The sequence below is a fragment of the Microbacterium sp. NPDC055455 genome (assembly GCF_053619935.1).
The window spans coordinates 1357321-1383227 of the sequence record NZ_JBSHLB010000001.1 but is presented as its reverse complement, the minus strand read 5'-3'; the positions used below and the strand labels follow the sequence as shown (position 1 = coordinate 1383227).

At 72.4% G+C, this 25907-nt stretch carries 22 protein-coding genes; 8 read left to right on the top strand and 14 right to left on the bottom strand.

Features of this window, described 5'->3' with window-relative positions; translation table 11 throughout:
• The first annotated feature begins 3 nt into the window (after window positions 1-3).
• The 3 genes from ACWGUG_RS06060 to ACWGUG_RS06050 are packed head-to-tail and all read left to right on the top strand — an operon-like array spanning window position 4 to window position 2839.
• A complete protein-coding gene (locus tag ACWGUG_RS06060; RefSeq protein ID WP_452324132.1) occupies window positions 4-213 on the top strand; it encodes a heavy-metal-associated domain-containing protein in 210 nt (69 codons plus the stop codon).
• Window positions 213-2504 (top strand): heavy metal translocating P-type ATPase, encoded by a 2292-nt coding sequence (locus tag ACWGUG_RS06055; protein ID WP_452324131.1) that lies wholly within the window; start codon window positions 213-215, stop codon window positions 2502-2504. The genes ACWGUG_RS06060 and ACWGUG_RS06055 overlap by 1 nt, the downstream gene beginning before the upstream one ends.
• An 11-nt stretch (window positions 2505-2515) precedes the next feature.
• Window positions 2516-2839 carry a metal-sensitive transcriptional regulator gene (locus ACWGUG_RS06050; RefSeq protein WP_336398163.1) on the top strand — a complete coding sequence of 108 codons (324 nt, stop codon included), beginning with the start codon at window positions 2516-2518 and terminating at the stop codon, window positions 2837-2839.
• Between the two features lie 16 nt (window positions 2840-2855).
• Here ACWGUG_RS06050 and rarD read toward each other — a convergent pair whose 3' ends face one another.
• A complete protein-coding gene (rarD, locus tag ACWGUG_RS06045; RefSeq protein WP_336398333.1) occupies window positions 2856-3737 on the bottom strand; it encodes an EamA family transporter RarD in 882 nt (293 codons plus the stop codon).
• A gap of 241 nt (window positions 3738-3978) precedes the next feature.
• The gene (gene groES / locus ACWGUG_RS06040) at window positions 3979-4275 is read right to left on the bottom strand and encodes a co-chaperone GroES (protein ID WP_045275440.1); all 297 of its coding nucleotides are present in this window, start codon (window positions 4273-4275) and stop codon (window positions 3979-3981) included.
• 268 nt (window positions 4276-4543) lie between these two features.
• On the opposite strand from groES, the gene ACWGUG_RS06035 reads away from it, so the two are divergent.
• The 4 genes from ACWGUG_RS06035 to ACWGUG_RS06020 all read left to right on the top strand — a co-directional run bounded on the left by ACWGUG_RS06035 (window position 4544) and on the right by ACWGUG_RS06020 (window position 10685).
• A complete protein-coding gene (locus ACWGUG_RS06035; protein ID WP_452324130.1) occupies window positions 4544-6430 on the top strand; it encodes an Hsp70 family protein in 1887 nt (628 codons plus the stop codon).
• Window positions 6431-6455: 25 nt separating this feature from the next.
• A complete protein-coding gene (locus ACWGUG_RS06030) occupies window positions 6456-9002 on the top strand; it encodes a LuxR C-terminal-related transcriptional regulator (RefSeq protein WP_452324129.1) in 2547 nt (848 codons plus the stop codon).
• Between the two features lie 124 nt (window positions 9003-9126).
• The gene (locus tag ACWGUG_RS06025) at window positions 9127-9870 is read left to right on the top strand and encodes an IniB N-terminal domain-containing protein (RefSeq protein WP_452324128.1); all 744 of its coding nucleotides are present in this window, start codon (window positions 9127-9129) and stop codon (window positions 9868-9870) included.
• A gap of 8 nt (window positions 9871-9878) precedes the next feature.
• Window positions 9879-10685 carry a hypothetical protein gene (locus ACWGUG_RS06020; protein WP_452324127.1) on the top strand — a complete coding sequence of 269 codons (807 nt, stop codon included), beginning with the start codon at window positions 9879-9881 and terminating at the stop codon, window positions 10683-10685.
• Here ACWGUG_RS06020 and ACWGUG_RS06015 read toward each other — a convergent pair.
• The 3 genes from ACWGUG_RS06015 to ACWGUG_RS06005 form a co-directional block, all read right to left on the bottom strand.
• Entirely contained in the window at window positions 10584-12137 is a 1554-nt protein-coding gene (locus tag ACWGUG_RS06015; protein ID WP_452324126.1) for a dynamin family protein, read from the bottom strand. The genes ACWGUG_RS06020 and ACWGUG_RS06015 overlap by 102 nt on opposite strands.
• Window positions 12134-14029, bottom strand: coding sequence for a dynamin family protein (locus ACWGUG_RS06010; RefSeq protein ID WP_452324125.1), 1896 nt, complete (start codon window positions 14027-14029; stop codon window positions 12134-12136). Before ACWGUG_RS06010 ends, ACWGUG_RS06015 begins: the two co-directional genes overlap by 4 nt.
• Window positions 14030-14164: 135 nt before the next feature.
• Window positions 14165-15298, bottom strand: a complete 1134-nt coding sequence (locus ACWGUG_RS06005) for a hypothetical protein (protein WP_452324124.1) — start codon at window positions 15296-15298, stop codon at window positions 14165-14167.
• Window positions 15299-15462: 164 nt separating this feature from the next.
• Between ACWGUG_RS06005 and ACWGUG_RS06000 the strand changes: the two genes are divergently transcribed.
• A complete protein-coding gene (locus ACWGUG_RS06000) occupies window positions 15463-16650 on the top strand; it encodes a THUMP-like domain-containing protein (protein ID WP_452324123.1) in 1188 nt (395 codons plus the stop codon).
• A gap of 63 nt (window positions 16651-16713) precedes the next feature.
• Here ACWGUG_RS06000 and ACWGUG_RS05995 read toward each other — a convergent pair whose 3' ends face one another.
• The 9 genes from ACWGUG_RS05995 to ACWGUG_RS05955 all read right to left on the bottom strand — a co-directional run bounded on the left by ACWGUG_RS05995 (window position 16714) and on the right by ACWGUG_RS05955 (window position 25907).
• A complete protein-coding gene (locus ACWGUG_RS05995) occupies window positions 16714-17292 on the bottom strand; it encodes a hypothetical protein (protein WP_452324122.1) in 579 nt (192 codons plus the stop codon).
• Complete coding sequence (gene tsaD, locus ACWGUG_RS05990) at window positions 17289-18374, bottom strand: tRNA (adenosine(37)-N6)-threonylcarbamoyltransferase complex transferase subunit TsaD (protein WP_452324121.1); 1086 nt, start codon at window positions 18372-18374, stop codon at window positions 17289-17291. Before tsaD ends, ACWGUG_RS05995 begins: the two co-directional genes overlap by 4 nt.
• Window positions 18365-18970 (bottom strand): ribosomal protein S18-alanine N-acetyltransferase, encoded by a 606-nt coding sequence (gene rimI, locus ACWGUG_RS05985; RefSeq protein WP_378884104.1) that lies wholly within the window; start codon window positions 18968-18970, stop codon window positions 18365-18367. The genes tsaD and rimI overlap by 10 nt, the downstream gene beginning before the upstream one ends.
• Complete coding sequence (tsaB, locus tag ACWGUG_RS05980) at window positions 18967-19644, bottom strand: tRNA (adenosine(37)-N6)-threonylcarbamoyltransferase complex dimerization subunit type 1 TsaB (protein WP_452324120.1); 678 nt, start codon at window positions 19642-19644, stop codon at window positions 18967-18969. The genes rimI and tsaB overlap by 4 nt, the downstream gene beginning before the upstream one ends.
• Before the next feature lie 34 nt (window positions 19645-19678).
• Window positions 19679-20230, bottom strand: coding sequence for a tRNA (adenosine(37)-N6)-threonylcarbamoyltransferase complex ATPase subunit type 1 TsaE (gene tsaE, locus ACWGUG_RS05975; RefSeq protein WP_336398332.1), 552 nt, complete (start codon window positions 20228-20230; stop codon window positions 19679-19681).
• A 14-nt stretch (window positions 20231-20244) separates the two neighbouring features.
• Window positions 20245-21369 (bottom strand): alanine racemase, encoded by a 1125-nt coding sequence (alr, locus tag ACWGUG_RS05970; RefSeq protein WP_452324119.1) that lies wholly within the window; start codon window positions 21367-21369, stop codon window positions 20245-20247.
• Window positions 21366-21794 (bottom strand): holo-ACP synthase, encoded by a 429-nt coding sequence (locus ACWGUG_RS05965; RefSeq protein WP_452324118.1) that lies wholly within the window; start codon window positions 21792-21794, stop codon window positions 21366-21368. Before ACWGUG_RS05965 ends, alr begins: the two co-directional genes overlap by 4 nt.
• A gap of 423 nt (window positions 21795-22217) precedes the next feature.
• A complete protein-coding gene (gene glmS, locus ACWGUG_RS05960) occupies window positions 22218-24068 on the bottom strand; it encodes a glutamine--fructose-6-phosphate transaminase (isomerizing) (RefSeq protein ID WP_452324117.1) in 1851 nt (616 codons plus the stop codon).
• A gap of 99 nt (window positions 24069-24167) precedes the next feature.
• Window positions 24168-25907, bottom strand: a complete 1740-nt coding sequence (locus tag ACWGUG_RS05955) for a hypothetical protein (protein WP_452324116.1) — start codon at window positions 25905-25907, stop codon at window positions 24168-24170.

The window sequence follows — 25907 nt, the reverse complement described above, 5'->3', positions numbered from 1 at the left end:
GACATGACTGAGGCCGAGTACAAGGTGACGGGCATGAGCTGCGGGCACTGCGAGGCATCCGTGCGCGGCGAGGTGTCCAAGCTCGCCGGCGTCGAGGACGTCCACGTCAGCGCCGCCGCCGGCACCCTGAAGATCGTGTCCTCCGCCGAGCTCGCCGACGCGGCGGTCATCGCCGCGGTCGACGAGGCCGGCTACACCGCGGTCCGCGCCTGATGGCCCCCGCCTCGGCCCCGGCCGCCCGGATCGAGCTCGAGATCGGCGGCATGACGTGCGCGTCCTGCGCCTCGCGGATCGAGAAGCGGCTCAACCGGCTCGACGGGGTCGAGGCATCCGTCAACTACGCCACCGAGAAGGCGGTCGTGCGGGGCCCCTCGGGCCTCGACGCGCAGACGCTCATCGACGAGGTCGTCAAGACCGGCTACACCGCGGCGGTGCCCGCTCCCCCTGTGGAGGACGCGACCGCGTCCGAGGATGCGGATCCCGAGCTGCGCGCGCTGCGGCAGCGGCTGATCGGATCGATCGTGCTGTCGGTGCCGGTGATCCTCATGGCGATGATCCCGCCGCTGCAGTTCACGTACTGGCAGTGGGCGTCGCTCGCCCTGGCCGCCCCGGTCGTGGTGTGGGGCGCGTGGCCCTTCCACCGCGCGGCGTGGGTCAACCTCCGCCACGGCGCAGCGACCATGGACACGCTCATCTCGCTCGGCGTGTCGGCGGCCTTCCTGTGGTCGGTGTACGCGCTGTTCCTGGGGCACGCCGGCATGCCCGGGATGACGCACACGTTCGAGTGGTCCGTCACCCCGAGCGACGGTGCGGGCGACATCTATCTCGAGGTCGCCGCGGGCGTCACCACCTTCGTGCTGGCGGGCCGGTACTTCGAGCAGCGCTCGAAGCGGCGCGCGGGTGCGGCGCTGCGGGCCCTCCTCGAGATCGGCGCGAAGGACGTCGCCGTGCTGCGGCCGACCGCCGCGGGCGCGACGGAGGTGCGCGTGCCTATCGCCGAGCTGCGCGTCGGCGACGAGTTCGTGGTGCGGCCCGGCGAGAAGATCGCCACCGACGGCGTCGTGGCATCGGGGACGTCGGCCGTCGACGCCTCGATGGTCACCGGCGAGTCCGTGCCCGTCGAGGTCGTGCCCGGCGACGCGGTCGTCGGCGCCACCGTCAACGCCGGCGGGCGGCTCGTGGTGCGCGCGACCCGCGTGGGCGACGACACGCAGCTCGCCCAGATGGCGCGCCTGGTCGAGGAGGCCCAGTCCGGCAAGGCGCAGGTGCAGCGCCTGGCCGACCGGATCTCCGGGGTCTTCGTGCCTGTCGTGCTGCTGCTCGCGCTCGGCACGCTCGTGGCATGGCTGCTCACCGGCGCCCCGGCATCCATGGCCTTCACCGCCGCCGTCGCGGTGCTGATCATCGCGTGCCCCTGCGCGCTCGGGCTCGCCACCCCCACCGCGCTGCTCGTCGGCACCGGCCGCGGCGCGCAGCTCGGCATCCTCATCAAGGGGCCCGAGGTCCTGGAGTCCACGCGCACCGTCGACACCGTCGTGCTCGACAAGACCGGCACGGTCACGACCGGCCGGATGGCCCTCGTCGACGTGGTGGTCGCGTCGCAGACGGGGCAGACGGATGCCGCGCCATCCGGTCGCTCCCAGCTCCTCCGTCTCGCGGGTGCGCTCGAGCACGCGTCCGAGCACCCGATCGCGCAGGCGATCGCCCGCGCGGCCGCCGACGAGACCGGGCCGCTCGCCGACGTCGAGGCGTTCCAGAACGTGCCGGGAAAGGGCGTGTCGGGCGTCGTGGACGGCCACGCCGTGCTCGTCGGACGCGAAGCGCTCCTCGCCGACTGGTCGCTCGCGCTGCCCGCCGATGTCGCCGCGGCCAAGGCATCCGCCGAGGCGCTCGGGCGCACCGCCGTGCTGGTCGCCGCAGACGGCGCCGTGCGAGGACTCCTCGTGGTGGCCGACCAGGTGAAGCCGACGAGCGCCGAGGCCGTCGCGCAGCTGCGCGCGCTCGGGCTCACGCCGGTGCTGCTCACCGGAGACAACGCCGCCGCGGCGCGCGCGATCGCCGACGAGGTCGGCATCGAGCGCGTCACCGCCGAGGTGCTCCCGCACGACAAGGTCGCCGTCATCGAGGCGCTGCAGGCGGAGGGCCGCGTGGTCGCGATGGTCGGCGACGGCGTCAACGACGCTGCCGCCCTCGCTCAGGCAGACCTGGGACTCGCGATGGGGACGGGGACGGATGCCGCGATCGAGGCATCCGACATCACGCTCGTCCGCGGCGATCTGCGCAGCGCCGCCGACGCGATCCGGCTCTCGCGGGCCACGCTCGGCACCATCAAGGTGAACCTGTTCTGGGCCTTCGCGTACAACGTCGCCGCGATCCCCCTCGCGGCCCTCGGGCTGCTGAACCCTATGATCGCCGGAGCGGCGATGGCCTTCTCGAGCGTCTTCGTCGTAGGCAACAGCCTGCGGCTGCGCCGGTTCCAGAGCCTCTCCACCCGTCACCGCTGAAGGAGTCCGACATGACCGACACCACCCTCGCGCCTTCGCCCGCCGGAGAGCACTCCCACCACGGCTACATCACCGACAAGGACAAGTACCTCAACCGCCTGAAGCGCATCGAGGGTCAGGCCCGCGGCATCCACAAGATGGTGGAGGACGAGAAGTACTGCATCGACATCCTCACGCAGATCAGCGCCCTGACCTCGGCGCTCGAGGCCGTCGCGGTCGGGCTCCTCGACGACCACCTGCGCCACTGCGTCGTGGACGCGGCTCGCCTGGGCGGCCCCGAGGCCGACGCGAAGATCACCGAGGCCTCGCAGGCCATCGCACGCCTCGTGCGCTGAGCTGAGCGACGAGGCCTCACGCGGCGGCGCGCATGCGCCGGGCGTGGAGGATCGAGTCGACCGTCAGCACCGAGAGGGCGAGCCACACCAGCCCGAAGCCGATCCACCGCTCCAGCGGCATCGGCTCCCCGAGCACCAGCCACCCCACGAGGAACTGCAGGATGGGCGCCACGAACTGCAGCAGCCCGATCGTCGTGAGCGAGACCCGGCGGGCGCCCGCGGCGAACAGCAGCAGGGGGATCGCGGTGACGATGCCCGCGAGGCTCAGCAGCACGGCGTGCGGCCAGCCGGCGGCGCCCATCGTGAGCCCCTCCGTCACGCCGACGATCACGAGGACCGCCACCGCGATCGGGGTCAGCCACAGCGTCTCGAGGGTGAGGCCGCTGACGGCATCCACCGACGGCCCGACCTTCTTTTTGACCAGGCCGTACACGCCGAACGACGCCGCGAGGGTGAGGGCGATCCACGGGAAGGCGCCGTAGCCGACGACGATCACGGTGACCGCCGCCGCGGCGATGCCGATGGCGACCCACTGCGTCGGCCGCAGGCGCTCCCGCAGCACGAGCACCGCGAGCAGCACCGTGGCGATCGGGTTGATGAAGTAGCCGAGGCTCGTCTCGATGACGTGCCCGGTGAGCGCGCCGTAGATGAAGACCTGCCAGTTGACATAGATGACCAGGCCCGCGATCACGGTCAGCCCGAGGACCCGCGGCTGCCGGAAGATGGCGACGAGCCGGGGCCACGTGCGCGTCACCGTGAGCAGCAGCGCGCAGAACGCGAGCGACAGCAGGATGCGCCACGCCACGATCTCCCACGGCCCGGTGGGAGCCAGCAGCAGGAAGTACAGCGGCAGGAAGCCCCACAGCAGGTACGCCGAGAACGTGTAGATCCCGCCCACCGAGCGCTCCCGCGCCTCGGCGACGCGGACGGCGCCGGTGCTGGTCGTGACCCCGAGGTCCAGCGCCGTGGAGTCGTCGAGCCCGTCCGCCTCGGCGCGTTCGGGGAGGCGGGACTGCTCGTGACTCACCGGGTCAGCCTACGCCCGCCCGACGCGGGCGGCGCGGGGATGAGCCCGGCACACGGCGAGAGGGCCGGATGCCGAAGCATCCGACCCTCTCGGTTCGCGCGGCGCGCGGGACTCAGCGGACGACGACCGCCAGGACGTCGCGGGCCGACAGGACGAGGAACTCGTCGCCGCCGAACTTGACCTCGGTCCCGCCGTACTTGCTGTAGATCACGCGGTCGCCGACGGCGACGTCGAGCGGGATGCGGTTGCCGTTGTCGTCGATACGACCCGGGCCCACCGCCACGACCTCGCCCTCCTGGGGCTTCTCCTTGGCGGTGTCGGGGATGACCAGACCGCTGGACGTGGTCTGCTCGGCCTCGACCTGCTTGATGACGATGCGGTCCTCGAGCGGCTTGATGGAAACCGACACGGTCTACCTCTTCCTTCTTGAGACTAAGACTCGTTAGCACTCTGCCCTTGAGAGTGCTGATGTCAGTCTAGGCAACCGGCTGGCACTCACGCAACGTGAGTGCCAACGGATGACCGGAACGCCGGGGCGCTTCGCTTTCCCACTCATCCCTTGAGACGCGATCGCATGACGGCGTATCATCGGCGACTGTCGGGCCTCTCTTGGGGAAGAGAGCTTCGACGCGGGATCGGGGGAGCTCGCACATCGAAACGTGGGGGCATGTTTTCGCATGGCTGAGCAGTATTACCTTGCTGTGGATCTCGGGACCAGCAGGGTCGGCGCGGCAACAGCGCGCATCACCGGGGACGGCAGCATCTCATCGGCGCCGTTCGCACTGGGGCGCCGCGGCGACAGCGTCGCGGCCGTCGTCTTCGTCGGCGAGGCGGGCGACCTCCTCTTCGGCGATGCCGCCGAGCGGCGAGGCGTGACGGAGCCGGAACGGCTGATCCGCGAGTTCAAGCGCAGCATCGGAGACGAGGTCCCGCTGGTCGTGGGCGATCGGGCGATCCGCGCCGAAGAGCTCTACGCGCGGACCGTCGCGGACATCATCGCCATCGTCGGCGAGCGGGAGGGCACCGCGCCGGCGGGCGTCATCCTGACGCATCCGGTCACCTGGGGACCGCACCGTCTCGGTCTGATCAGCGCGGCGCTGGCGGACGTCGGGATCCGCGACGTGGAGTACATGACCGAGCCCGAGGCCGCGGCACGCCACTACGAGGCCTCGCGCGAGCTCGCGCCCGGAGCGACCATCGCCGTCTACGACCTGGGCGGCGGCACGTTCGACGGCGTGCTGCTGCGCAAGAGGGAGTCCTCGTTCGAGCTCATCGGCGAGCCGGTGGGCCTCAGCGACCTCGGCGGCACCGACTTCGACGACGCGGTGGTGCGCCACGTGCTCCGCTCCGCCGACGTCTCCAGCGAGGCGCTCGACGACTCCTTCGCCGATGCGCGGGTCGCGCTGTCGCAGCTTCGCCGTGAATGCGTGGACGCCAAAGAGGCGCTGTCGTTCGACTCCGACGTCGTGGTCCCCGTGCTGGTCGCGGCCGGCCGCTCGAGCGTCCGGCTGACCCGCGCCGAGTTCGAGGACATGATCGACCCGTTCGTGTCGCGGACGATCGACGCGCTCGAGCGGGCGCTCGACGCGGTCGAGATCGACCCCGCCCAGCTCGACGCCGTGCTGCTCATCGGCGGATCCTCCCGCATCCCGCTGATCACCCAGCGGCTCTCCGAGCGCCTGGACCGGCCCACGGCCATCGACGCCGATCCGAAGGCCTCCATCGCGCTGGGAGCAGCTCACACCGCGCTGATCCGCGCCATAGACGGCGAGATCACGGCACGCGGCGAACTCGTCGTCTTCGAGGGCGCACCGAGCGCGGTGCTCGAGCTCTCAGCCGCCGTCGACGCATCAGCACCGGCGGCGCCGGTCTCTCCGGTCGTCGCGCAGACGGGACCCGGCCTCCGGCACACCATCGCCGTCTCGGCGGCGGCGGTCCTCGTCGCTGCGGCGATCGTCTTCGGCAGCACGATGACGCTCGGCAACGGCAGCGAGGGCTTCCTCTCGCTGTCGGGCTGGGAGCCGACGCCGGCACCCGCCGAGGACAACGCAGCTGATCCCGCGGAGCCGGACGACGCCGATGCGGTCGAGACGGCGCCCGAGTCGGGCCCCGGGTCGGACGGCGCGGCAGATCCGGGCGCCGGAAAGCAGAACAGCCGGCAGGGCGCGCCGATCTCGAAGGCGACGCCGAACCGCACGACCTCGACGACGACGAGGGAAGGCACGTCCACGCGGCCGGCCGCCGGATCGTCGACCCCGGCTCCGACCGGCAGCGCCCCGCGGCCCGATCCGGGCCCCACGACCGGCGGGACGACGCAGCCGGCACCGACGACGCAACCGGAGCCCACGACCCAACCGGAGCCCGAGCCGGGGCCGGCGACGCAGCCGGAACCCGAGCCGACGACGCAGCCGGAGCCGACGCCGGAGCCGGAGCCCGAGCCGGTCCCCCAGCCCGAGCCGGAGCCGGAGCCGACGTCGCCACCGGCCGACCCGGCACCGGAGCCGGCGCCCACCGAGGTGCAGCCGGCACCGGATCCCTCCCCTGCCCCCGAGACCGTCTCCTGACGCCGCCGGACCGCCTGGGGATCCGATGTCAACGCCGACCGCCGTCATGGCGTCGTACTTCGACGCCGCCGACTTCACGGGTGCGCGCCACGCGCAGCCTCTCATCGATGTGCTCACCGAGCGCGAGACCCCGACCCGGATGCTCATCTCGGGCAACGCCGGATCGGGCAAGACGACGATCCTCCGGGGTGCGCAGCGCTACCTCGCCGGCAGCGATGTGCCGCTGCACGTGCTCGGTCCCGACACCGACGTGACGCGCGTCCCCGCCGGGAGCGTGCTCCTCGTCGACGACCTGCATCTGCTGCCGTCGGCACAGCTCGACGGCCTCAGCGCGCGGGCCGCCGATCCCGACAGCTCCCTCGTGGCAGCGAGCAGGCCGTGGCCGACCTCGAGCCGGCTGTCGGACATCGCGCGCCACCTGGAGCGCGGCCGGCCCGCGCTCGTCCTCGGGCACGTGACGCGCTCGGACGTGCTCGACCACCTCTCCGCCACCGGCCGCGAGATCTCAGCGCCGTGCCTGGACCACATCCTCGAGGCGACCGGCGGCGTCTCCTGGCTCGTCTCCGCGGCGCTGACCGCGCACGACGATCGCGACTGCGCCGACGACGCCGGCCATCTGGCGCTGGGTCGCGTGCTCGGGCAGAGCGTCGCGCACCGGCTGGGCGTCGTGAACCCGGAGGTGCGGCGCGCGGTGGAGACGATCAGCGTGGCGGCCGGGGATGACACCCCGCCCGCAGCCGAGCTGCCGGGCGACCCCGACGGTGTCATCGCACAGGCATACGCCGACGGCCTGCTCCTGCGCAACGGGCGGCCCGTGCCGATCGTGCGCGCCGCCGTCTGCGCGACCCTTCCCGCCCGCCGGATCGTCGAGCTCGTGACCGCTCATCCCGGCGGGGTCGATCCCGCCGGGCGGAGCGGGCCCGACTGGCTCTCCGACGTGCGCGACGCCCGTCTCGGCGCGGCGCTGATCGAGCGCGGGGATCAGCTGATCGACGTGGACCCCGTGCGCGCCGGGGACTTCTACCGCGCCGCCGCCGAGGCCGGAGCGTCCTCCGCCGACCTCCACGCCAAACGCGCCCAGGTGGCGTGGGCGACCGGCGACATCGACGACGCCGCCCAGCGGATCGACGAAGCGATGGCGTCCCCCGACCGCGACGCCGCCGTGGACGCCCGGCTCGCCGACGTCGCCGCCGCGACGTGGTCGATGCGGGGGATGCTCCAGACCGGCTGCGCCGTCTACGACGCTCTGCCGCCGACGTCGGCCGAGGCATCCGCTCGAGAGCTCATCGCCCGCATCGGCATCGGCGACCGCCGGGCGCTCGCCGATGACGGCGAAGCCCCGCCGGCCCCGGTCGGGGCGCCCTCCACCCTGACCGTCGCGATGGGGCTCGTCCGCCGGGGACTGCGCGCCTCGCTGGAACCGGCGCACCCGGGCGCCGCCCTCGCCGATCTCGTGCGGGGGTCGCACCTCTACACTGCGTCGCGCTCGTCGGCGCCGATGCCGGAGCTTCCCGCCGTGATCGCCGCGGTCGCCGCGATCAGCGCGGGGGATCTCGCCACGGCGGAGTCGGTCGTCGACGCCGCGATCGAGGGTCACACGGGAACGCCGTGGATGCTGTCCCGGCTGATGCTGTGGCGCGCAGCGGTCGCACTCGGTCTCGCCCAGGGAGGGAAGGCGCGCGAGTCCCTCGACGCCGCCCTCGCGCTGGCACCTACCCCGTCGCCGCGGGACGACCTGCTGGCGCAGGCCGTCCGCGTCGGCCTCGCCAGGCGGTACGAGGATGCGGCGGGGCTCGCGGTCGCCTGGCGGCGCGGCCGGGACAGCCTGATGGAGGCCGACGTCGACCTCTACACGCTGCTGCCGGTCGCGGAGCTCGTGACCGCCGGCGCACGCGTCGGCGACGAGACCGCGACCCAGTCGCTGTTCGCCCAGGCCCTTCGGGTCGTGGAGTCGCTGGGGTCGCCGCCCCTGTGGACGGCCCATCTGCGGTGGGCCGGCATACAGCGCGGCATCCTGCTCGACCATCCCGACTATCTCGGACCCCATGCCCACGCGCTCGTGGATGCGGCCTCCAGCAGTCGCGTCGCGGCGACCATGGCGAGTGCGGGACGGCTGTGGACCTCGGTGCTGGCGGGGACGGTGGATGCCGACGCCGTCGAGGCGTCCGCCCAGGCGCTCGGCGCCATCGGGCTGAAGTGGGACGCCGCGCGGCTCGCCCGGCACGGCGCCAACCGCTCGGACGACCGGAAGGTCTCGGCCCGGCTGCTCGCGTGCGCGCGCGAGCTGCATCCGCAGGAGATGCGGACGACGGATGCCGCGGCCCAGAGCGCCACCGCGCGCCCGAGCGCCGCCCCCGGGCTCAGCGAACGCGAGACGGATGTCGCGCGCCTGGTCGTGCAGGGGAAGACCTACGCCGAGATCGGGGAGACGATCTTCATCTCGCCGCGGACGGCCGAGCACCACATCGCCAGCATCCGGCGCCGGCTCGGCGCGACATCGCGCTCCGATCTGATCGCCAAGCTGCGCGTCGCCCTGAGCCAGCCGGACCCGGCTTCCGAGGGGCACGTATGACGACCCCGCACGCGGCCGCAGAACCCCGTAGACCCTCACCTCCGCTTCGGGGGAATCCCCGATTCACCCGGAGCGACGACCACCTAACCTCAGCAATGAGCCTCGAAGTGACAGGAGCCGAGTCATGACAACACCGCTGGCAACGATTGCCGATGCCCTGATCGAGTTCATCCTCAGCCTGCTCAACGACCCAGCGGCCGCGGCGGAGTTCGAAGAGGATCCGGAGGGCACGCTCGCGCGCAACGGGCTGAGCGAGGCCTGCGTCGACGACGTCCGCGCCGTCGCGCCCGTCATCGTCGACCGTCCCGACGTCTACGTGAAGCCGTCCCCCCCGCCCGCCCCTCCCGGCCCGCCGAAGCCGCCGACCGTCGAGAACGAGATCACCAACATCACCCAGTCCTTCGCGATCGACAACCGGGCGACGATCGTCGACCAGTCGGTCAACCAGAACATCTGGGCCGACGGCGACGTCAACCAGATCTTCGACCAGGAGGCCGTGGTCAACAGCGGTGACAACGGTGCCGCCGCGGGCGAGGACGCCGCCGTGGACAACTCGAACGACACGACGACCGTGGGCGACGTCAGCATTGGCAACGAGGAGACGACGACCACCATCGACGGCTCGTTCAACGACGGTTCCACCAACACCGAGAACGACATCGAGGTCGACATCGAGGACTCGGTGAACGACAGCTCCACCGACGTCGCGGTCGACGTGGACGTCGAGGAGTCGTTCACCGACACCGAGACGACGCAGACGGTGACGGACGTCGACATGTCGAACGAGGGCAACTACGCGTCCGAGGACGCGACGGTGATCTCGATCGACGAGACGTACATCGAGCCGGAGTCCGAGGAGGAGTTCTGAGGTCCGACGTGTCCGAGCCCGCCGACGACGACCGCTCGCGCGCCCTGGCCGGTCCAGGGCGCGCGAGCGCGCGCCCGAAGCCCCCTCCGCCGACGTTCGGGGACCCGCCGCAGCAGACGGGCACCGCCATCGGCCGGGTGCCGGTGGCGAAGGCGACCGCCGCCGAGGTGTCGGCCGCCCGACCGTCGGGGTCGCGCGACGGCGCTCCGCCGGCGGGGCCGCGCGACGGCGTTCCGCCGGCGTCCGCATCACGGTCGCGACGAGAGGCTCCGGAGCGTCCGCCTACCGGGAGCCCGAACGCCGCGCCCATCCTGACGAAGCTGCCGCCGCCCTTCACGGTACGGCTCAGCCAGTTCCTGTGGGTGCTGAGCCTCCTCACCGGCGGCATCGCGGTCGTCTACCTCTTCGTGATCCGCGAGGACCAGGTGCCGCTGATCACCGAGGTCGTCAAGGGCGTCGCGGAGGGCCGCAGCGAAGAGACCTACACGGCGGCGGCCGACATCCTCTACTGGTCGGTGTTCGCCGTGATGGTCTCGCTGTTGCTCATCCAGATCGTGCTGCTGGTGTCCTTCACGAATCGCAAGCCGAACGTGAGGTGGTGGCAGCTGGCGACGGTGCTGGGGCAGATCGGCCTGTTCCTGCTGTCGTCCGAGTTCTTCGCCACGGGAGAGCACGGACCCGTGCTGCGCCAGGTGCTGTTCGCGCAGTGGGCGCTAGCGGCGCTCGCGCTCCTCTTCAGCTCGTTCCGCGGCGCCCTGCAGTGGACCGCCCGCAAGTACGACGTCCGCCGTGCCGGCGGCGAGGGCGACTTCTGACGCCACCTCCTCGAGGCTGCGGATCACCTGGCGCGCCACGTCCACGGTCGCCCGCTCGGCCAGCGGAGACGCGCCGAGCCTCCGCCAGCGGACCAGCAGCTCCACCGCCGTCTCGTGCAGCTGCGACGGTGTGGCCGAGTCCGGCAGTCCGAGGCGAGCGGGCGCCGATATGCCCCGGCCGCCGATGATGCGCTCGGCTTCGACGGCATCGGATCGGCTCAACGGCAGGTGGGAGGATCGCGCACGGGCGAGGAGCGACAGCTCCCGCAGCGCGTGCGCGGAGGCGTAGATCCGCTCCACTCCCCCGACGATCGCCTCGGTGCCTGTACGAGGGCTGTCGCGCAGGAGCGCCTGGAGCGCATCGAGCACCCCTCGCATCTTCAGCGCCGCCGCACGGCTGCGGAACTGCTCCCCGATGAACTGCTGCAGCTCGTTCAGCCCGCTCTGCTGCACCAGCTGCTCCGAGAGCTGCGTCGAATCCGTCGCGCCCGCGCGGATGAGGGCGCCGGCAAGACGCACGCCGAAGATGCCGAAGCGGCTCAGCAGCCGACGGCGCTCCTCCTCGCTGAGCCGCGTCGAGTCCGTGGGACGGACGAAGCGGTCGGCGGAGACCATCAGCGCCTCGCGCGCCGTGCGATCGAGGGCGGCGAGCTCCTGGAACGCGCTGAACTCGTCTTCCCGCATGGTTCGCGCGCTCTCCGCCAGCAGCCCCGCGACCGGGACCACCCCGAGAGACAGCGAGGCGAGCTCGCCGTCCTTCTCGTAGCGCTGCGCGACCTTGCCGGCCGACAGCAGCGAGTCGATGCGGCCCGCCCCGATCTCGTCGGCGCGAGACAGCACCGCCACCGCATTGACCGTCCGCGAGGCGCCTGCCGCCGTGTCGCGGAACGACTCCAGGAACTTCAGATCGGACGCGTGCATATGGCGCATGAGGTAGACGATGGCGTCGGCCGACGACGGCTCGGTGTCGGGGACGAGGAACCGGGTGGATCGCGCCGAGACGTCCCGCGAGAGCGACGCGATGCCGGGGGTGTCGATCAGGATGAGCGAGCGCAGGCCCGTCGACGGCCACCCCACATCGATCCACGCCGCGTCCTCCGGCGAGATGTCGCCGAGCTCGAGGACGAGACGGCCCTCCTCGCGATGGATCGGCATCCGCCGCGGCGGTCCCTCATGCGGGTGGAGGGTGACGGTGGGGGTCGCCGAGTACCGGTACCACGTCACCACACGGGTGCACTCGCCGGCGTCGGTCGGAGCGAGACGCTCGCCCAGCATCGCGTTGAGCAGCGTGGACTTCCCCGCCTTCACCATCCCCGCCAGAGCCAGCCGCAAGGGCTCCCGCAGCCGGCGATCGAGGTCGGAGAGCACCGCCATGGCGGCAGGATCGTCGATGTAGAGCTCGGAGGCGGCGCGGACGAGCGCGGCCGTGTCTGCTGCCGTGGAGGTGCTCACCGCTTCGCGGCCTCCACGGCCCGCGCCGGAGGAAGCGCGGGGATCTTCGCCCGCAGCGCCTCGAGCTGCTGGACCTGCGCCTGCAGCTCCTTCACGCGCTTGTCGCTCTCGCCCGCGTACGCACCGGCGGCCTGCTTGGCGGCCAGCACCGCGTCCGACAGCGAGCGGTGGATCTCGTCGGCCATGCTGCCGAAGTGGTCGCGCGCGGCGCGCTGGACGATGCGCAGGCGGTCCTTGAGCTGCTTCCCCACCTGGAACTGCACCTCGTCGAGGTACTTCCGGACGAGCGTCTTGGCCTCGAATCTGCGCCTGGTCAGCCGCGAGCTCATGTCCTCGCGGTACGCGCGGCGGCCCACGAGCACGCCGGCCAGGATCGACAGCGGGTTGATGAGCGTGAGGCCGATGAGACCGGTCGCCAGGCCCACCATCAGCACGCCGCCGTACGAGCCGCGGACGCCGATGAAGATCTTCTCGGCCGCCCCCATCTGGCGGTGACCGAGGTCGGAGATCCCCTCGACCGGGTCCAGGACGCCCTCGGTGTCTCCCACCTCGATGATCGGCAGGTCCGCCTCGCCCTCGTTGAACAGTTCGGCGACCTCCTCCGACAGCCACCGTGAGCGCTCGTCGGTCCAGACGAACGTCTCCGAGACGGCCGCCGACACCCGCTGGTCGAGCCACTCCGTGATCTGGTCCCAGATCGGACCCGGATCGCCTTCGTCGATCGCGTCCTCGGCCTCCCGCTGCACCTTGCGCAGCCGGTCGCGCAGGTCGTGCTCCATGTCGGAGATGAGGTCGGCGACGCCGTCGTTCAACGTGACCTGCCACTTCGAGGAGCGGCCGCGGAACTCATCGGCGCGCGTCCGGGCGTCCTCGAGCTGCGCGATGAGCCTCGGGGTGTCCTCCGGGTGGAGGATCGCCTCGAGCTCGGACGTGAGCGACATCTTCAGCTGCTCGACGACGGAGAGCAGATCGTGTACGGCGCTTCGCGCGTGGATGAGCTCGGCGCGGCCGAGGACGTCCTGACGAAGGTGCGCCACGAGGGCGGGGAAGCCGGACTCGTTGTTGAGCTCGCGGTCCTGCGCCTCGGCGGCGATGAGGCGCAGATCGCTCGAGACGGCGAAGATCGGCACGTCGCCGATATCGCCGAGGTGCGCGCGGTCGATGCGCTCGATGTCGCGCCACTGCGGGTAGATGTCGGTCTTGGCGAGCACCGCGGCCACGTTCGGTGAGACGCGCATGGCGTGTTTGAGGAACTGCACCTCGGGCTCGGTGTACTCCTGCGACGCGTCCGAGACCAGCAGGACGGCGTGCGCGGACGACAGTGCGGCGAGGGTGGCGAGGGCGTTGGTCGAGTCGAGCCCGCCGACGCCGGGCGAGTCGACCAGGCGCAGTCCGCCCTTGAGAAGCTCCCTGGGGAGCACGACCTCGGCGGCGACCACCTTGCGCTCGTTGCTCGGGTTGCCGCTCTCGGAGACGAACTGGGCGATGTCCTCCAGCGCGATCTGCTGACGGACGGGCGGCTCGCCGTCGTCCGACGGCGCGAGCGTCACCCACGCGTCGGGGGTCGGGGCGTACCCGACGGAGGTCGGCACGCTGGTGGCCACGTCGTCGTCGACCGGGCATACGGGGGCGTTGACGAGCGCGTTGATGAGCTTGCTCTTGCCCTGCTTGAACTCGCCGACGACGATGACCCGCACGTTCGGGTCCTGCAGCCGTTCGTGCGTGTGGTCCAGGCGCCGCGCCAGGTCCGCGCGTCCCGTCGACGCGGCCAGCCGGCCCACGTTGTCGACGATCGCGACGAGCGCCTTGCTCGTCGCGCGTTCCACCGCGGACGGCGCCGCGGGCTCGGCATCCTGCGCGCTCGAACTCCTGACGGCTACAGCATCAGACACGTGTGTCCCCCTCGACGCGTCTCCCCCGGTACCACGCTACGACATCGGCCCGCCGCCCGTGGCGGCGGGCCATCGATCCCGCACACCGGTCTTGCCCGGCCGCCGGGTGAGGCGACCGGGCAAGGTGGTCGGTGATCAGAGATCGATGAGGTTGTCGCCTGCGACGTCCCCGCCGGGGCTGAAGAAGTTGCCGCTGTTCTCCCACTCGAAGTCGTTCTCGACCTCGGTGTTGAACTCCTCGTTGAAGGAGTCCTCGATCTCGACCTCGACCTCGGTGTGGTCGGAGTAGTCGTTGAACGAGTCGTCGATCTCGACCTCGAACTCGTTCCACTCGTTGGTCGAGTTGTCCTGGAACGAGTCCTTGATGTGCGTGTCGATCCACGTGTTGCCGATCGAGACGTCGCCGACCTCCGTGTTGGTCCACGAGTTGTCGACGGTCGCGTCGTCGCCGGCGGCGGCACCGGCGTCGCCGGAGTTCACGACGTTGCCGCCGAAGAACGCCTGGTTGACGTCGTCGCCCGCGGCGATGTTCTGGTTGACCGAGCTGTCGACCACCGTCGCGCGGTTGTCCAGCTCGAGGTGCAGCGCGCCCGCACCCGCTGCGGCAGCGGCCGCCGCAGCGCCACCGCCCAGCACGCCGCCGATGTTGAGGTCGCCGCCGACGCCGGTGTTGTACTGACGCACGCCCACGGTGACGGAATCGTCGTTCAGCGTGGTCTCGTTGAACGAGTCCGTGATGTCGACGTCGATCTCCGTCTCGGTCTCGTTGTACGAGTCCTCGTTGCCGGAGTCCTCGATCTCGACCTCGGTCTCGTTGTACGAGTCCTCGTTGCCCGAGTCCTCCACCTCGATCTCGGTCTCGGTGTCGTTGTAGGAGTCCTCGTTGCCCGAGTCCTCCACGTCGATCTCGGTCTCGTTGCCCGAGTCCTCGATGTCGACCTCGGTGTCGTTGTACGAGTCCTCGTTGCCGGTGTCCTCGATGTCGGTCTCGTTGCCCGAGTCCTCGATGTCGACGTCGGTGTTGCCGATCTCGTTGTCGGATGCGATGTCGTTGCCGACGGCGCTGTTGACGTTGTTGTCGTCGTTGCCGACCGCGCTGTTGACGTTGTTGTCCTCGACATCGACGTCCGTGTCGTTGCCGACCACGTTGCCGTCGTTGCCGACGACGTTGTCCTCGACCTCGACGTCGGTGTTCCCGACCTCGTTGTTGGAGAGGACGTCTTCGATGTTCGTCTGAACACCCAGCACGTTGGTGTTGTCGTCAGCCATGATCAATCCTTTTCTCGCTGAGCCAGGTTGGCGGTGTGGGATGAGTCTCTTCCTGGGCGCGTCCGCCCACATCCGGAGGTATCCCGCAGTTCCCCCCTCCGGGATGGGGGATCCGATCGGGGGCTTCGGGGATCGCCCGGGGTTCGAGCCCGTAGGCTCGGCGGGTGGAGATGTCCGAACTGGAGGCGCTGCTGACGCCCGAGGGCCTGCGGCTGCTCGACGCGATGGCGCCGGTGGAGTCCTCCGACGACGTCGCCCGCGCGGTCACGCGCCTGCGCCGCGAGGGGCACTCCCCCGACCTGGTGTCGGCGGTCGTCGGCCAGGCGCGCCTGCGCACCCGGGCGACCGCGAAGTTCGGCGATCTCGCCGCCCGGATGCTCTTCACGCGCGCAGGCCTCGAGCAGGCCACGCGCCTGCCGATCGCGGTCCGCCATGCGGCCCGCTTCCGCGAGGCGGGCTTCACGCACGTCGCCGACCTCGGGTGCGGCATCGGCGGCGACGCGCTCGGGCTCGCGGGGCTGGGCCTGAGGGTCACGGCCGTCGAAGCCGACGAGGTGACTGCCGGCATCGCCGCCTACAACCTCGCTCCGTTCGGCGCGGACGCCGAGGTGCGCCACGGCACCGCCGAGACGGCCGACCTCGCCGGCGTCGACGCGGTGTGGCTCGACCCGGCGCGTCGCACCGCCGGGCATACCGAGACGGCGCGCACGCGCCCCGAGGACTGGTCACCGCCGCTCGACTGGGTGTTCGACCTCGCGCGCCGCATGCCGTCCGGCGTGAAGCTCGGCCCCGGGCTGGACCGCAAGTCCATCCCCGACGACGTCGAAGCCCAGTGGGTGAGCGCGGACGGCTCCACGGTCGAGCTCGTGCTGTGGTCGGGCGCCCTGGCGCGTGCGGGCGTTCGGCGCGCGGCGCTGGTCATGCGCGGCGAGTGGGCCCACGAGCTGACCAGCGGGGCGGATGCCTCGGACGAGCCGGCCCGCGAGCTCGGGGCGTACCTGCACGAGCCGGACGGCGCGGTGATCCGCGCGCGGCTCATCGGAGACGTCGCGCGCTCGCTGGGGGCGGGCATGCTCGACGAGCACATCGCCTACCTGACGTCGGACGCCGCCCTGACGTCGCCGTTCGTGTCGACCTTCCGCGTGCGCGAGACGCTCCCGGCCGATGAGAAAGCCCTCGCGAAGGCGCTGCGGGAGCGCGGCATCGGGCGCCTCGAGATCAAGAAGCGGGGCGTCGACGTCGACCCGGCGACGTTGCGGACACGGCTGAAGCTGCGCGGCGGCGAGGCGGCGACGCTGATCCTGACGCGGATCGGCACCCGCCGGACCGCGATCCTCGCCGACCGCGTCTGACCCAGCCGGGCCGCCCGGTCGGGGCCTGGCCGAGTCAGCGGCCGATTCCGTCGGACCCTGCCGTCAGCCGAAGAGGTTGGCCCGCATCGCGGCGAAGAGCAGCCACCCCGCGCTGTAGAGGATCGAGACCGTGCCGAGCGCGATCGCCCACACCGCGACCGCCCGGCTCTCGAGCGGGCGGCGCAGCGCGATGATCGCCGAGACGACGGCGACCAGGCCGATGGGGAAACCCCAGCCGACGAACAGCGACACGATCAGCCCGATGATGCCGAAGGCGAGCGCCCACCCGGCGAGCCCGCGGCTGAACGCGTCGTCGTCGGGAGCCACCCAGTCGCCGGCGTCGGCCGAGAATTCGCCGCCCGGCTCGGCGGGCGCCGTCTCGACGGTCACCGGGACGGGCGCCGTCGGAAGGCGCGAGAACCCGCCGCGATGCTCACCGGGAAGAGGGGACGCCTCCTGCGCGAGCTCGACGTCCGGCGACGGCGCCTCCACCGTCGCCCCGCCGGTCCCGGCCGGCGCCTCAGTCGTCATCCCGCCGGCCGCGGCCGCCGCCTCGGCACCGCCACCGACGACCCGGCCGTCGGCGGGACGCGCCGGGGATTCCGGCGCGGCGGGAGGCGGCATCCGCTCGTCGCCTGTCATGCCCGCTCCGCGACCTGGATGTCGGTGACCGGCAGGGTGGAGTCGGCGCCGAACTCGAGGGTCGACGGCGGGCGGCCCGCCATGATGAGCTCCGACGTCAGCGCCGCGATCATGGCGCCGTTGTCGGTGCACAGCGACAGCGGCGGGATCCGCACCGTCACGCCCTCGGCGGCCGCCCGCTCGAGGGCGACGTCACGCAGGCGGCGGTTGGCGATCACGCCGCCGCCGAGCAGCAGGCGGGGCACGCCGTGGTCGCGGCACGCCGCCAGCGCCTTCGTGACGAGCACGTCGACGACGGCCTCGCGGAAGCTCGCCGCGACGTCGGCGACCGGCACCTCCTCGCCCGCGGCACGGCGCTGCTCCACCCACCGGGCGACCGCGGTCTTCAGCCCCGAGAACGAGAAGTCGTAGCGGTGGTGCGCCATGTCGGACGCCCGAGACAGCCCGCGGGGGAACGTGATCGCGTGCGGGTCGCCGGATGCCGCGGCGCGGTCGATCTCGGGACCTCCCGGATAGGGCAGCCCGAGCAGCCGCGCGACCTTGTCGAACGCCTCGCCGGCGGCGTCGTCCATCGTCTCGCCGAGCAGCTCGACGTCGCTCGTGAGGTCGCGGACGAGGAGGAGCGAGGTGTGGCCTCCGCTCACGAGCAGCGCGACGGTGGGGTACTCGAGCGGCGGCGCCTCGGAATCCAGGATGTCGGCGGCGATGTGGCCGACGAGGTGGTTGACGGCGTAGAGCGGCTTGTCCAGCGACACCGCGAGCGCCTTGGCCGCACCGACGCCGACCATGAGGGCGCCGGCAAGTCCCGGCCCGCTCGTCACCGCGACGGCGTCCAGGTCGGCCAGGGCCACGCCGGACTCGGCGAGCGCCGCCTCGATCGCCGGCTGCAGCGCCTCCAGGTGCGCGCGCGCCGCGACCTCGGGAACGACGCCGCCGTAGCGGGAGTGCTCGTCCATGGAGCTGGCGATCGTGTTCGACAGCAGCGTGCGCCCGCGGACGATCCCGATGCCCGTCTCGTCGCAGCTCGTCTCGATTCCGAGCACGAGCGGCTCGGCCGGGAACGTCGATGCGCTCACGTGCACACTCCCCCCTCCCAGGCCCCGCCGCTCCGGAATTCGGAGGTCCCGCCGTTTTCCGGATCCTGGGGGCGATCCGCTCCGGAAAGCGTGCGATCGTCCGAAGTCCGGATCGCGGACTCAGCCGGAGCGGACGGATGCCGCGCCGCGGCCCAGCCGCGCAGGTCGAGCTTCATCACCACGGCGTCGACGTCGTCGGGCTGGTAGTAGCGGGGCTTGCGTCCGATCTCGAGGAAGCCCTCCGAGGCGTACAGCGCCTGGGCGACCGGGTTGTCGGCGCGGACCTCGAGGAACACCTCGACCACGCCGCGTCGGCGGGCCTCATCGAGGAGGGCCCGAAGAAGGGCCCGGCCGCGACCACGGCCCCGCGACGCCTCGGCGATCGCGATGGTCTGGACGTCGGCATCCTTCGCGCTCTTCACCGCCCGCAGGCCGGCGTAGCCGAGCAGCCGGCCGGCCTCCTCGTCCACAACGTACCAGCCGTGCGGCGACGCGAGCTCCTCGCGCATCATCGCCTCCGACCACGCGTCGGTGGGGAACGAGGCGCGCTCGAGCGCCATGATGGCGGCGAGGTCGTCGCCCGTGGCGGCGCGGAGGGTCACGCGATCACCCGCTTGGGCGCGAGCGAGGGCGTCACGTCGGGCGAGCGCAGGTACAGCGCGTCGGCGGACGCGAGGCTGCGCCCGGCGGCGAGGGCGCGGGCCGCCGCGAGCGCGAGCATGGCGGCGGGGATGCGATCGGCGTCGCGCCGCGCGGCGCCCAGGCCGGCGAGCACGCCGTCGAGATCGTCGCGCGGGGCGAGTGCGGGCTCGGCGGTGCGGATCGGCAGGCCGTCGTCGTCGATGCCGCGGTACACGGTGTAGGCGAACTCGCGCCGGCGGGCGTCGGTCACCACCGCGAATGTGCCGGCGTCGGCGTCCTCGGCGCCGGTGGCGTACCCCCAGTCCGTGGTGAGCGCGGTGTGCAGCAGCAGCTCGAGCGCGACGGCGTCGTGGCTGGGCACGGGCACGACCGGCACGCCGCGGCCGAGCGCGAACGTGCGCGCGGCGGCGATGCCCACGCGAAGGCCGGTGAAGGGCCCCGGCCCCATGCCCGCGGCGACGTGCGTGATCCGGGAGGGATCGACGGATGCCTCCGCCAGCGCCCGCTCGATGAGCGTGCCGATGACCTCGGCATGACCGCGCGGGTCGGGGCTCTGCACCTCCGAGCGGATGACGCCGTCGAGCTCGACCACCGCCACGGCGGAGCCGAGCGAGGTGTCGATGCTCAGAATCACCCTTCCAGGGTAGTCGGCCGTCCTCGGGCGTCGGCTACGGGCGCCGGGCGATCGACACCCGCCGCGGGCTGTCGGCGTCGAGCTCGGCGTCGTGGGCGGTCGTGCCGCACGCGGTGTCGACGCCGCGGCCGTGCCACTCGCGCTCGATCTCGACGTCCCACCAGTGATCCCGGATGCCGTCGACGAGTCCCCGTCCCCACTCGACGATCACGACCGAGCCGTCGAAGTCGATGTCGAGGTCGTCGAGCTCCGCGGCGGAGCCGAGTCGGTAGGCGTCCACGTGCACCAGCGGAGCGCCGCCGGAGAGCGAGGGATGCGTGCGCGCGAGGACGAACGTCGGGCTCTGGACGGGTCCGCGCACGTCGAGGCCGCGGCCGATGCCGCGCGTGAGCGTCGTCTTGCCCGCCCCGAGGGGGCCGGTGAGCACCACCATGTCGCCGGGGCGCAGCATCCGTCCCATCTCCTCGCCGAGCGCCTCCATCGCCTCGGGCGAGGTGATCTCGCGGGTGCCCGCCAGTGCGTCGATTCCCTGGGTCGCCTTCACGCCGGGTGCAACAACGGGGGCGCCGTCGTCGTTCCCGGTCATGTCGTCGTCGCCGGTCATTCCGACACCTGCCGCCGTGCCACGCGGGGTCCGACCCGCGTCACGATCTCGTAGTTGATCGTGCCGGCGGCATCCGCCCATTCCGTCGCCGACGGCGCGCCCAGGGTCGGGTCGCCGAAGAGCACGGCCTCGTCGCCGACCGAGACCGGGTGGTCGCCGACGTCCACGACGAACTGGTCCATCGCGATCCGCCCGGCCACTGTGAACCGGCGCCCGTCGATCAGCACGGGGCCTGCGCCGGACGCCTGGCGGGGAACACCATCGGCGTAGCCGAGCGGGACCAGCGCGAGCGTCGTCTCGCGGTCGGTGCGGTAGTCGTAGCCGTACGACACGCCCTTGCCGGCGGGCACGCGGCGCACCGCCGCCACCGCGCCGCGCAGGGTCATCGCGGGGCGCAGGCCGAGGTCGGCCGACGTGCGGTCGTCGAACGGCGAGAGCCCGTACAGCCCGATGCCGATGCGCACGCACCCGAGCCGGGACTCGGGCAGGTCGATCGCGGCGTGCGTCGCGGCGATGTGCCGCAGCGGCGGGGCGAGCCCCAGCGAGGCGGCCACCCCCACGCCCTCCTCGAACGCCGTCAGCGCCGCACGGTCGTCGGCGGCCGAGGCGTTGGAGAGGTGGCTGAAGAGCGCGATCACGCGGATGCGGCCGATGCGCTCCAGGCGCGCCGCCTCGGCGAAGACGACGCGGTAGTCGTCGGGCGCGATGCCGTTGCGCGAGAGGCCGGTCTCGAGCTTCAGGTGGACGCCGACGGGACGGTCGCCGGATGCCGCGGCCGCAGCCTTCTGCAGCTGGCCGAGGTTCGAGATGCCGAGCTCGATGCCGAGGGCGGCCGCCTCGGCGAAGTCGGCGTCCGGCGCGTGCAGCCACGCGACGATCGGGGCATCGATGCCGACACGGCGCAGCGCCAGCGCCTCGGTGATGTCGGAGACCCCCAGGCGCGCGGCGCCGCCGGCCAGCGCGGCGTTGGCGGATCGCACGGCGCCGTGCCCGTAGCCGTCGGCCTTCACCACCGCGATGATCTCCGAGCCGGTGAGCCGGCGGAGGTGCCGCACGTTGTCCTCGATCGCGCCGACGTCGACCGTCGCCTCGCGCAGGGCGCCGGCAGGCAGGCGGCTCATGCGCGGTCCCCTGTGGTGTCGGGGGCGTCGCTGGTGCCGGTGTCGGTGCCGGTGTCGTCGGACGCGACGCCGGGCGCGGACTCCGCGATGACATAGGCGGTCGCGAGGCCCGCGTCGTGCGAGAGCGACAGGTGCAGCGCGGTGATCCCCCGCTCGGCGATGACGGCGGCCGTCGAGCCGCAGAGTGAGAAGACGGGTCGACCGGATGCCTCGGACGCGATCTCGATCTCGGTCCAGTGCACGCCGTCCGAGCCGCCGAGCGCCTTGATGAGCGCTTCCTTGGCGGCGTAGCGGGCCGCGAGCGAGTGCGGCTTGAGCACGCGCTCCGCGTCCGAGAAGAGGCGCTCGACGAGCCGGGGGGTGCGCTCGATGGTCCGCTCGAACCGCGGGATGTCGACCAGGTCGACGCCGATCCCGACGATCATGTGGTCCTCCTGCCGCCGCGGACGCGGCATCCGCCAGACTATCGCGCCGCGACGGCCGCACCTCCCCCGCCGACCTTTGCCCGCCGACCTTTGCCCGCCGACATCGCGGTTACTCGGCGAACGACCACGACATCGGCGCCGATAGCGTGCGATCTCGCCGAGTACGCGGTTACTCGACGGCCGGGTGAGGGCGTGAGGTGAGGGGAAGGGGTGAGGAGAACGGGGTGAGGCGACGACGAGGGGAACAGCGAGAGGGCGGATGAAGGGACCCGCCGACATCGCGGTTACTCGGCGAACGACCACGACATCGGCGCCGATAGCGTGCGATCTCGCCGAGTACGCGGTTCCTCGACGGTGTGTGAGGTCGGGAGGACGCCACAGGACGCGACGACGCCGGGACCGGAGCGCGAGGGCCGGATGCCGCTACTCGACCGTGACCGACTTCGCGAGGTTGCGGGGCTGGTCGACGTCGAGGCCCTTCGCCGTGGCGAGGCCCATCGCGAAGATGTGCAGCGGCACGACCGCGAGGAGCGGCTCGAAGAAGGGTCCGGCGAGCGGGATGCGCAGCACCTCGTCGGCCTTGGGCAGCACGGCGGCATCGCCCTCCTCCGCGATCGCGATGACCCGGGCGCCGCGCGCCCGGATCTCCTCGATCGAGGAGATGACCTTCTTGTGCATCTCGGCCGACTGGCGCGGCGACGGCACGATGACGAACACCGGCTGGCCGGGCTCGATGAGTGCGATGGGTCCGTGCTTGAGCTCGCCGGCGGCGAAGCCCTCGGCGTGGATGTAGGCGAGCTCCTTGAGCTTGAGCGCGCCCTCGAGCGCGATCGGGTAGCCCACGTGGCGTCCGAGGAACAGCACCGAGCGGGTGTCGGCCATCCAGTGCGCGAAGTGCTCGATGCGCGGCTGCTCGCGCTCGAGGATCTGCGAGATCTTGCCCGGGATCGCCTCGAGCTCGCGCACGTGGTCGCGCGCGTCGGCGGCGCTGACCGCACCGCGGATGCGCCCGATGTGCAGACCCATGAGGTACAGCGCGGTGATCTGGGCGACGAACGCCTTCGTCGAGGCGACCGCGACCTCAGGACCCGCGTGCGTGTACACGATCGCGTCGGACTCGCGCGGGATGGTCGCGCCCTGGGTGTTGCAGATCGACAGCGTCTTGGCGCCGCGCTCGCGCGCGTACTTGACGGCCATCAGTGTGTCCATGGTCTCGCCCGACTGCGAGATCGAGACCACCAGGGTGTCGGCGCCGATCACCGGGTCGCGGTAGCGGAACTCGTGGGCGAGCTCGACGTCCACGGGGATCCGCGTCCACTGCTCGATCGCGTACTTGCCGACCTGGCCAGCGTACGCCGCGGTGCCGCAGGCGATCACGATGATGCGCGAGATGCCCTGGAAGAGCTCGTCGAGGCCGTCGAGCTCGGGGATGACGACCTCGCCGTCGCGCACGCGGCCGCGCAGCGTGTTGGCCACGGCCTCCGGCTCCTCCGAGACCTCCTTGGCCATGAACGACGACCAGCCGCCCTTCTCGGCGGCGGCGGCATCCCAGGTGACCTCGAACGGCTCGACCTCGACGGGGTTGCCCGAGAAGTCGGTGACCTCGACGCCGCCGGGCGTGATCGCGACGATCTGGTCCTGGCCGATCGCCAGGGCGTTGCGGGTGTGCTCGACGAAGGCGGCGACATCGGAGCCGAGGAAGTTCTCGCCCTCACCGAGGCCGATCACCAGCGGCGAGTTGCGGCGGGCGCCGACGACGAGACCGGGCTGGTCCTCGTGCATGGCGAGGAGCGTGAAGGCGCCCTCCAGGCGCGAGACCACGGCGCGGAAGGCGGTGACGAGGTCGCGCGTGCGGCGGTACTCGCGGCCCAGCAGCACCGCGGCGACCTCGGTGTCGGTCTCGCTGCGGAACGTGAAGCCGTCGGAGAGCAGCTCGTCCTTCAGCTCGGCGAAGTTCTCGATGATGCCGTTGTGGATGACGGCGAGCTTGTCGTCGTCGGCGAGGTGCGGGTGGGCGTTGCCGTCGGTGGGGCCGCCGTGCGTCGCCCAGCGGGTGTGCCCGATGCCGGTCGTCCCGTCGGCGAGCGGGTGCGCGGCGAGGTCGTCGCGGAGCACCTTCAGCTTGCCGGCGCGCTTGCGCATGCCCAGGCCCCCGTCGCCGTCGATGACGGCGATGCCCGCGGAGTCGTAGCCGCGGTACTCGAGCCGCGAGAGCCCGGAGATCAGAACGGCCTGGCTCTGGCGAGGGCCCACGTATCCGACGATTCCACACATGCCGACAATGGTAAGCGCGGCGGTTTGCGAGGAGACTGAACGAATAGCGGATGCCGCGGCGCGCGGCATCCGTCACCGTCCGCGTCGCGGGGCTCGTCGTCAGCCGGTGGGGCGTCGCGTGCGGTCGAAGCGCAGTCCGCTCTCGCCCTCGCCGGCGGCGGGGCGCACCGAGCGGGCGGTCCACTGCACCCACGAGCCGTCGGCGCGGCGTGCCAGTCGCGGGGTCCGCTGCACCCGCACCCCCTGCCGCGGGACTTCGCCGGCGAAGATGATCCGCTGCTGCTCCTCCGACAGCAGCACGCCCGCCGGCTGCACCGTCTGGTCGCCGCGGTCGAGGTCGGCCCGCTGCAGGTAGACGCCGCGCTCGCCCACGCGCGAGACGTACGGGAACCAGTTCGCGGGCACGAACGTGACCAGCTCGTACCCGAGCACCTGGTCGACGGGCTCGTCGCCGGGGTCGATGGGCGGGAGCGCCGGCGCGGGCGGCGGCACGACGGGCGCGGGATCGCCCGACGGCGCGGGCACGGTCTGCTCGATCGCCCACACCAGGTTCGCGGTCTCGTCGCGCACGAACCGCACGTCCTCGACGGGCGCGCCGCCGAGCGTGCTGGCCGGCGCGGGGGGCACCAGGATCCCGGCGACCTCGGCGCGACCGCCCGGCCCTCCGCGGCGGGCCTCGCTGACGGCGTACATGCGCCACGGCGCGGCGAACCCGCCGGGCGGCACAGGGGACGGCTGCTCGTCGGCGAACCACAGCGAGCCGAAGGTGTCGCGCCACGTCACGCGCTGCACCCGCAGCACCCCTCCCGGCGGGCAGTCCACCGGCAGGACGAGCCAGTCGTCGCCGGTGACGAGCGCGGCCTCGACGACGAGCACGCGAGCCAGTTCGTGCGGGTCGGCCCATACCTGGCCGAGGTCGAGGTCGGCGTCCTCGAACTCCCAGAAGCGCGAGGTCGGCATGCCCGGGAACGTCAGCTGCGATGCCAGCAGGTGGCGGGTGAGCGGGACGGCCTCCGCGTCCCCGGCGTCGGGCGGATCCCGGTCGGGCTCGAGATCGAACGCCGCCCAGCCGATCTCGCCCCCGCCGTGCGCGGGCGCGTGCAGCACGGCGCCGGTGGTCGCGACGGCGAACTCGTACTCGAGCCGGCCGGGGATCCAGCTCGACGGCGTCGCCGCCGGCTCGACCTCGGCGGCGTACCACGCGAGCCACTCCGCCACGGCGGCCATGGCGACGCGCCGGCGGGCAGCCCCCGGGCGCAGCGCCGCCGTGAACCACCCTGGCGTGCCGCCGGAGAACGCGTCCGCGACCCGCGCGGCGTCCAGCGCCGCGCCGGCGAGCACGCCGTTCACGCCCGCCCAGTCCCCCGCCGGCTCGCCCTCGGCCGGGCTGACGTCCTTCTTGACCCCGCAGCGCCGGACGAGCGCCGCGACGGCGGCCGTCTCCCCCAGCTCGGCGAGCGCGTCCTGCAGCGCCCAGGCGACCGCGGCCGCCGCCCGAGGCGGAAGCGGGTGCGCGGACTCGTCCTCGACCAGCGGCTCGAGCAGTTCACCGGGATCCAGCGCCCGCCATCCGGACTCCGCGCCGTCGAACGGGCCGGGATGCCACGCCACGAGCGGATCGAACTGCGCGTCGACCGTCACCGCGAGCGGCGTGCCGGTGTCCTCGCCGGTGAGCTCGCCGAGCTGCCACTGGCGGCCGAGCAGCCACAGCGGGTCCCAGACCTGCGCCATGAGCCCCGTCGCCGGGTCTCCGCTCACCGGGTTGGGCTCGATCCTCGTCGTGAACGGACGGATGCCGCCGCGTCCGGGGAACGGCACCGCGCGGAACATGCCTGCCAC